General features: G+C 72.4%; 4 protein-coding genes. 3 read left to right on the top strand and 1 reads right to left on the bottom strand.

What is annotated here, in order from left to right; all coding sequences use genetic code 11:
• Window positions 1–584 precede the first annotated feature (584 nt).
• Complete coding sequence (locus ACGFSA_RS34830; RefSeq protein WP_393310144.1) at window positions 585–1,214, top strand: TetR/AcrR family transcriptional regulator; 630 nt, start codon at window positions 585–587, stop codon at window positions 1,212–1,214.
• Window positions 1,215–1,263: 49 nt separating this feature from the next.
• Here ACGFSA_RS34830 and ACGFSA_RS34825 read toward each other — a convergent pair whose 3' ends face one another.
• Window positions 1,264–1,782, bottom strand: a complete 519-nt coding sequence (locus ACGFSA_RS34825; RefSeq protein ID WP_393310142.1) for a GNAT family N-acetyltransferase — start codon at window positions 1,780–1,782, stop codon at window positions 1,264–1,266.
• A 219-nt stretch (window positions 1,783–2,001) separates the two neighbouring features.
• Here ACGFSA_RS34825 and ACGFSA_RS34820 point away from each other — a divergent pair, with 219 nt between their 5' ends.
• Window positions 2,002–2,901, top strand: coding sequence for a TIGR01777 family oxidoreductase (locus ACGFSA_RS34820; RefSeq protein WP_393310140.1), 900 nt, complete (start codon window positions 2,002–2,004; stop codon window positions 2,899–2,901).
• A gap of 168 nt (window positions 2,902–3,069) precedes the next feature.
• Entirely contained in the window at window positions 3,070–4,383 is a 1,314-nt protein-coding gene (locus tag ACGFSA_RS34815) for an NAD(P)/FAD-dependent oxidoreductase (protein ID WP_393310138.1), read from the top strand.
• Window positions 4,384–4,472: the final 89 nt, after the last annotated feature.

Raw genomic sequence — 4,472 nt, 5'->3', positions numbered from 1 at the left:
GACCTCTTCCATCTCCTCAGGTGTCACACCTGAAAGAAGATCACAACCCTACCCCTGGCTGAACATCCGGGGTACCTAACAAAGCCCTACTAGGAGGGTGCTGAAGATCTTGGCCGGATCAGCGAGCGGCGTCTGGTGCGTGCAGCTGCAAGGCGCCGAAGCGACCTCATAGCGGAGCTATCAGGCCGCTTCGGCAACGCCGCAGATGTGCGTGCAAGACGCCGGGAGCCCGGCCAAGATCTTCAGTGCCCTCCTGGAGGGGCCGCCCTCACCACAGCTCGAAGGGCTGCCCCCGATACCCGATTCCGGCTTCCCCAGGGAGCTGAAACGAGCGACGACCGAACGAGACGCAAGCTTGCCTTTGTCACGTAGCGAGAACCGAATGGCGCTCACCTGCCTGCCGCGCGAGAAGCTGCCGGTGGGAGAAATCTGGGAGATGATCTTCTCCCGAAGGGTCCGTCACACCACCCGAAACCGATAGCGACCAAGCCTCTGAACTGCGCAGACACCAAGAATCCCAGGTAGCAGCCCAGTCGGTACTTCGTCCCGCACGAAGGAGTCCCGGCCCGGGTAATCTGCGGGGAATGAACCACCAGCAGCCGTCCCTCACCGAGCGCCGCAAGGCCGCGACCCAGCTGGACATCGCGCGCGCGGCCGCCGCGCTCTTCGCCGAGCGCGGGCCGGACGGCACCACGGCGGAGGACATCGCCCACCGGGCGGGCGTCGCGCTGCGCACCTTCTACCGCTACTTCCGCTCCAAGGAGGACGCGGTGGGGCCGCTGCTCTCCGGCGGCGCCGAGCGCTGGCGCGCCCTGCTCGAAGCGGCCGGTCCGGGGGTCCCGCTGGCCGAGGCGCTGGAGGGTGCGGTCACGGACGCGCTCAGCCCGCGCGACGAGCACGCCACGGAGCAGCTCGGCTGGACGCGCGGCCTGCTGCGGGCGGCACAGGACGATCCGGCGCTGCGCGCCGTCTGGTACCGGGTCAATCAGGATTCGGAGGAGCGGCTGCTGCCGGTGCTGGCACGGCTGGCCGGTGAGGACGCGGACCCGTTGGAGGTCCGGCTGGCCGCTGCGGCCGCCACGGACGCGGTGCGGGTGGCACTGGAGGCCTGGGCGGTCACGGACGCGCCGACGGCCGGGGCCGGCTCCCCCGCCGTCCTCGCGGTGCGCTGCCTCCATGAACTCATGGGCGGCATGCGGCTGTTCAAGGGATAAGGCGGTAACGGCCTCCCCCACTCCCTGTCGCGGGGGAGGCCGTAAGCCGTCACAGGGCGAGCGAGCGGCCCATCATCACGTCGTCGACGTAGCGCCCGCCCAGGAAGAACTCGCCGGACAGCACCCCCTCGACGACGAACCCCTCCGACGCGTACAGCGCCCGGGCGGGCGCGTTGTGCCCGAGCACCCGCAGCGTCATCCGGTTCGCCCCCTCGTTGCGGGCCAGCGTAAACGCGGCCCGCAGCAGCCCTCTGGCGACACCGCTGCCGCGTGCCCAGTCGGCCACGGCGAGTCCCTGTATCTGGCGCACATGCGTGTTGCAGGCGAGCGGAGTCGGCGCGACGACCCGGATGTAGCCGGCGATGCGCGTATCGCCGTCCGGGTCCTCCGCCTCGGCCACGAGCAGGTGCTCGGGCCGGTTGCGCTCACTGAAGAACGGTTCGTACGGCGGCTGCGGACGCGGTTGTACGGCGTGGAGGGTCGACCAGGTGGCACGGTCGAGCTCCCCGAGAGCGGTGTCGTCGGAGAGAACGGCGGGGCGCACAAGGTGGGTACGGAGCTCAGGCATGGGCGCCACTGTGCCACGACCCGCCCGGTCACGTCATCGCATATCTGCCGGGCGCTCGGCGTGTACGAACCGGAAGCGGCGGCGGACAGCGAGGCGGCGGCGGTCTGCGGCATGTGCGCCACTACCGAGATGTCGCCCTCCAACTGCTGTTCGAGTGATTCGGGCGTGACGAGTGAGGGAGGCGAGGCGCCCCGTACGCCGCTGCGGCAGGATGGGGCCATGGTGTACTCCCGTATCGCTGTCACCGGATCCACCGGACTCATCGGAACCGCGCTGGTGCGCTCGCTGCGGGCCGACGGACACGAGGTCGTGCGCCTCGTCCGGCACCCGGCGCGCGCCGGGGACGAGGTCGAGTGGGACCCGAAGCGGGGTTACGTCGACGGGGCGGGCCTGGTCGGCTGCGACGCCGTCGTCCATCTCGCCGGGGCCGGGGTCGGCGACCATCGCTGGACGGAGGAGTACAAGCGGGAGATCCGGGACAGCCGGGTACTGGGCACGGCGGCGATCGCCGAGACGGTGGCCTCCCTCGACGTACCGCCTAAGGTGCTGCTCTGCGGGTCGGCCATCGGTTACTACGGCGACACCGGGGACCGCGCGGTCGACGAGAGCGCGCCGCACGGCACGGGCTTCCTGCCGTCCGTCTGCGTGGACTGGGAGGCTGCCGCGGCTCCGGCGGAGGCGGCAGGCATCCGGATGGTGTACGCGCGCACGGGCCTGGTCGTCGCCCGGGAGGGCGGGGCCTGGGGGCGGCTGTTCCCGCTGTTCCGCGCGGGGCTCGGCGGGCGGCTCGGCAGCGGGCGCCAGTACTGGAGCTTCATCGCGCTGCGCGACCACATCGCGGCCCTGCGGCACCTCCTCGACACGGAGTCGCTGTCCGGACCGGTGAACCTGACCGGCCCCGACCCCGTGACCAACGCCGAGGTGACAGCGGCGATGGGGCGCGTGCTGCACCGTCCGACGCTGTTCTCCGTCCCGGCGCCCGCGCTCCGGGTCGCCCTCGGGGACTTCGCGGAGGACGTGCTGGGCAGCCAACGGGTGCTGCCCGCACGGCTGCTGGAGTCGGGGTTCACCTTCGCCTTCCCCGGCATCGACGGCGCCATTCGCGCGGCGCTGCACTGACCCGCACGGCCGAATCACACGGATGTGCGATCCCGTGCAACGGTGCCCCGGCCGCGCGCGACTGCGCCCGCACCGGACCCCTCCTAGCCTCGTGGCGAACTCGGGCATTCCGGGGGCCTGTTGGGGGCAAGAGCCTCCCACCAGTTGCGCCGACTCGGGGAGGGGCACGTGCTCAGCACGGCACACCACGCGGATGTCGTCATCATCGGTGCCGGGATCGCCGGCCTGTCAGCAGCCCATCAATTGACCAGTGCAGGGGTCAGCGTCAGCGTCCTGGAGGCGGGCCCACGCGTCGGCGGCCGGATGACCACCGAGGAGGTGGACGGGTTCCGGCTCGACCACATCGGCCCGCTTCTCAGCACCTCGTATCCGGAACTGCGCGCCGCGCCCGGCCTCGAAGGGCTCCTGCTGCGGAACTTCGCTCCGGGGGTCCTCGTCCACAGCGAGGGCCGACAGTACCGGACCGGCGATGCGCGCCAGGTACGGAGCGCACGGGGCGCATTCAAGGCGGCGCGCGCCCTGGCGAGCGCCCCCCGCCCGCCGATGGGCGGGCCGATCGACCAGGCCAGGCTCGGCGCGGCCCTCGCCCGGCTCGCGACCACCCCGGCCGCCCGCATCCTGGCCCGGCCGGAGCGGACCGCGCTCGCCGCCCTGTCCACCCGCGGCCTGCCCTCCCGTACGGTCAACGGCTTCCTGCGCCCGCTCCTCGCCGCGCTGCTCAGTGACCCCGGGCTCACCACATCGAGCCGGTGCGCCGATCTCGCCCTGCGCAGCTACGCGCGCGGCCGGCTGTGTGTACCGTCCGGCGGCTCGGCCACGCTGCCCGAGCTGCTGGCGGCGGCCCTGCCGCCCGGCACCGTGCGGACCGGTGTCCATGTCACCGCCGCCGACATCACCTCCGTACGCACCAAGGAACACGGTGAACTGGGCTGCCGTTCCCTGCTGCTGGCCACCGGTGCGAGCGCCGCTGCCGAGCTGCTGCCCGGTCTTCGGGTGCCGCCCTTCCATCCGGTGACGGTTCTGCACCACACCGCCCCCGCTCCCCCGCCGACCGGCGCCTCGCTGCTGCTGGACGCCGACCGCTCGGGCCCGGTGGCCCACACCTGCGTGATGAGCGAGGTCGACCCCTCGCGCGCCCCGCACGGCCGGACCCTGATCACGTCGACGGTGCTCGGCACCCCGCCGCCCGATCTCGACCGCTCGGTCCGCGCCCATCTCGCCGCGTTGTACGGCACCCCGACGGACGACTGGGAACTGCTGGCCGCCCACCACGACCCGGAGGCGGTCCCCGCCATGCCGCCCCCGCACGATCTGCGCCGCCCGGTCAGGCTGCTCGCCGGACTGTACGTGTGCGGCGACCACCGGGACACGAGCACGGTGCAGGGCGCCCTGTTCTCGGGCCGCCGCGCGGCGCACGCCATCCTCGGCGATCTGGGCATCCGGCCCGGCCACCTGGAGGCGGAGCTGCGCGAAGCGGCCTGAGAGCCTGTCGGGTGGCCGGTCATGCGTGAAGCGTGACAGTCGCGATCTGCCCTCCGGGCATGGCGACGGCCCCGGAATGATCACGTGGT

Origin of the sequence: Streptomyces sp. NPDC048496, assembly GCF_043200055.1 — a bacterium.
In the GTDB taxonomy this organism is placed as follows: Bacteria; Actinomycetota; Actinomycetes; order Streptomycetales; family Streptomycetaceae; genus Streptomyces.
This window is presented reverse-complemented; position numbering and strand designations above follow the sequence as displayed.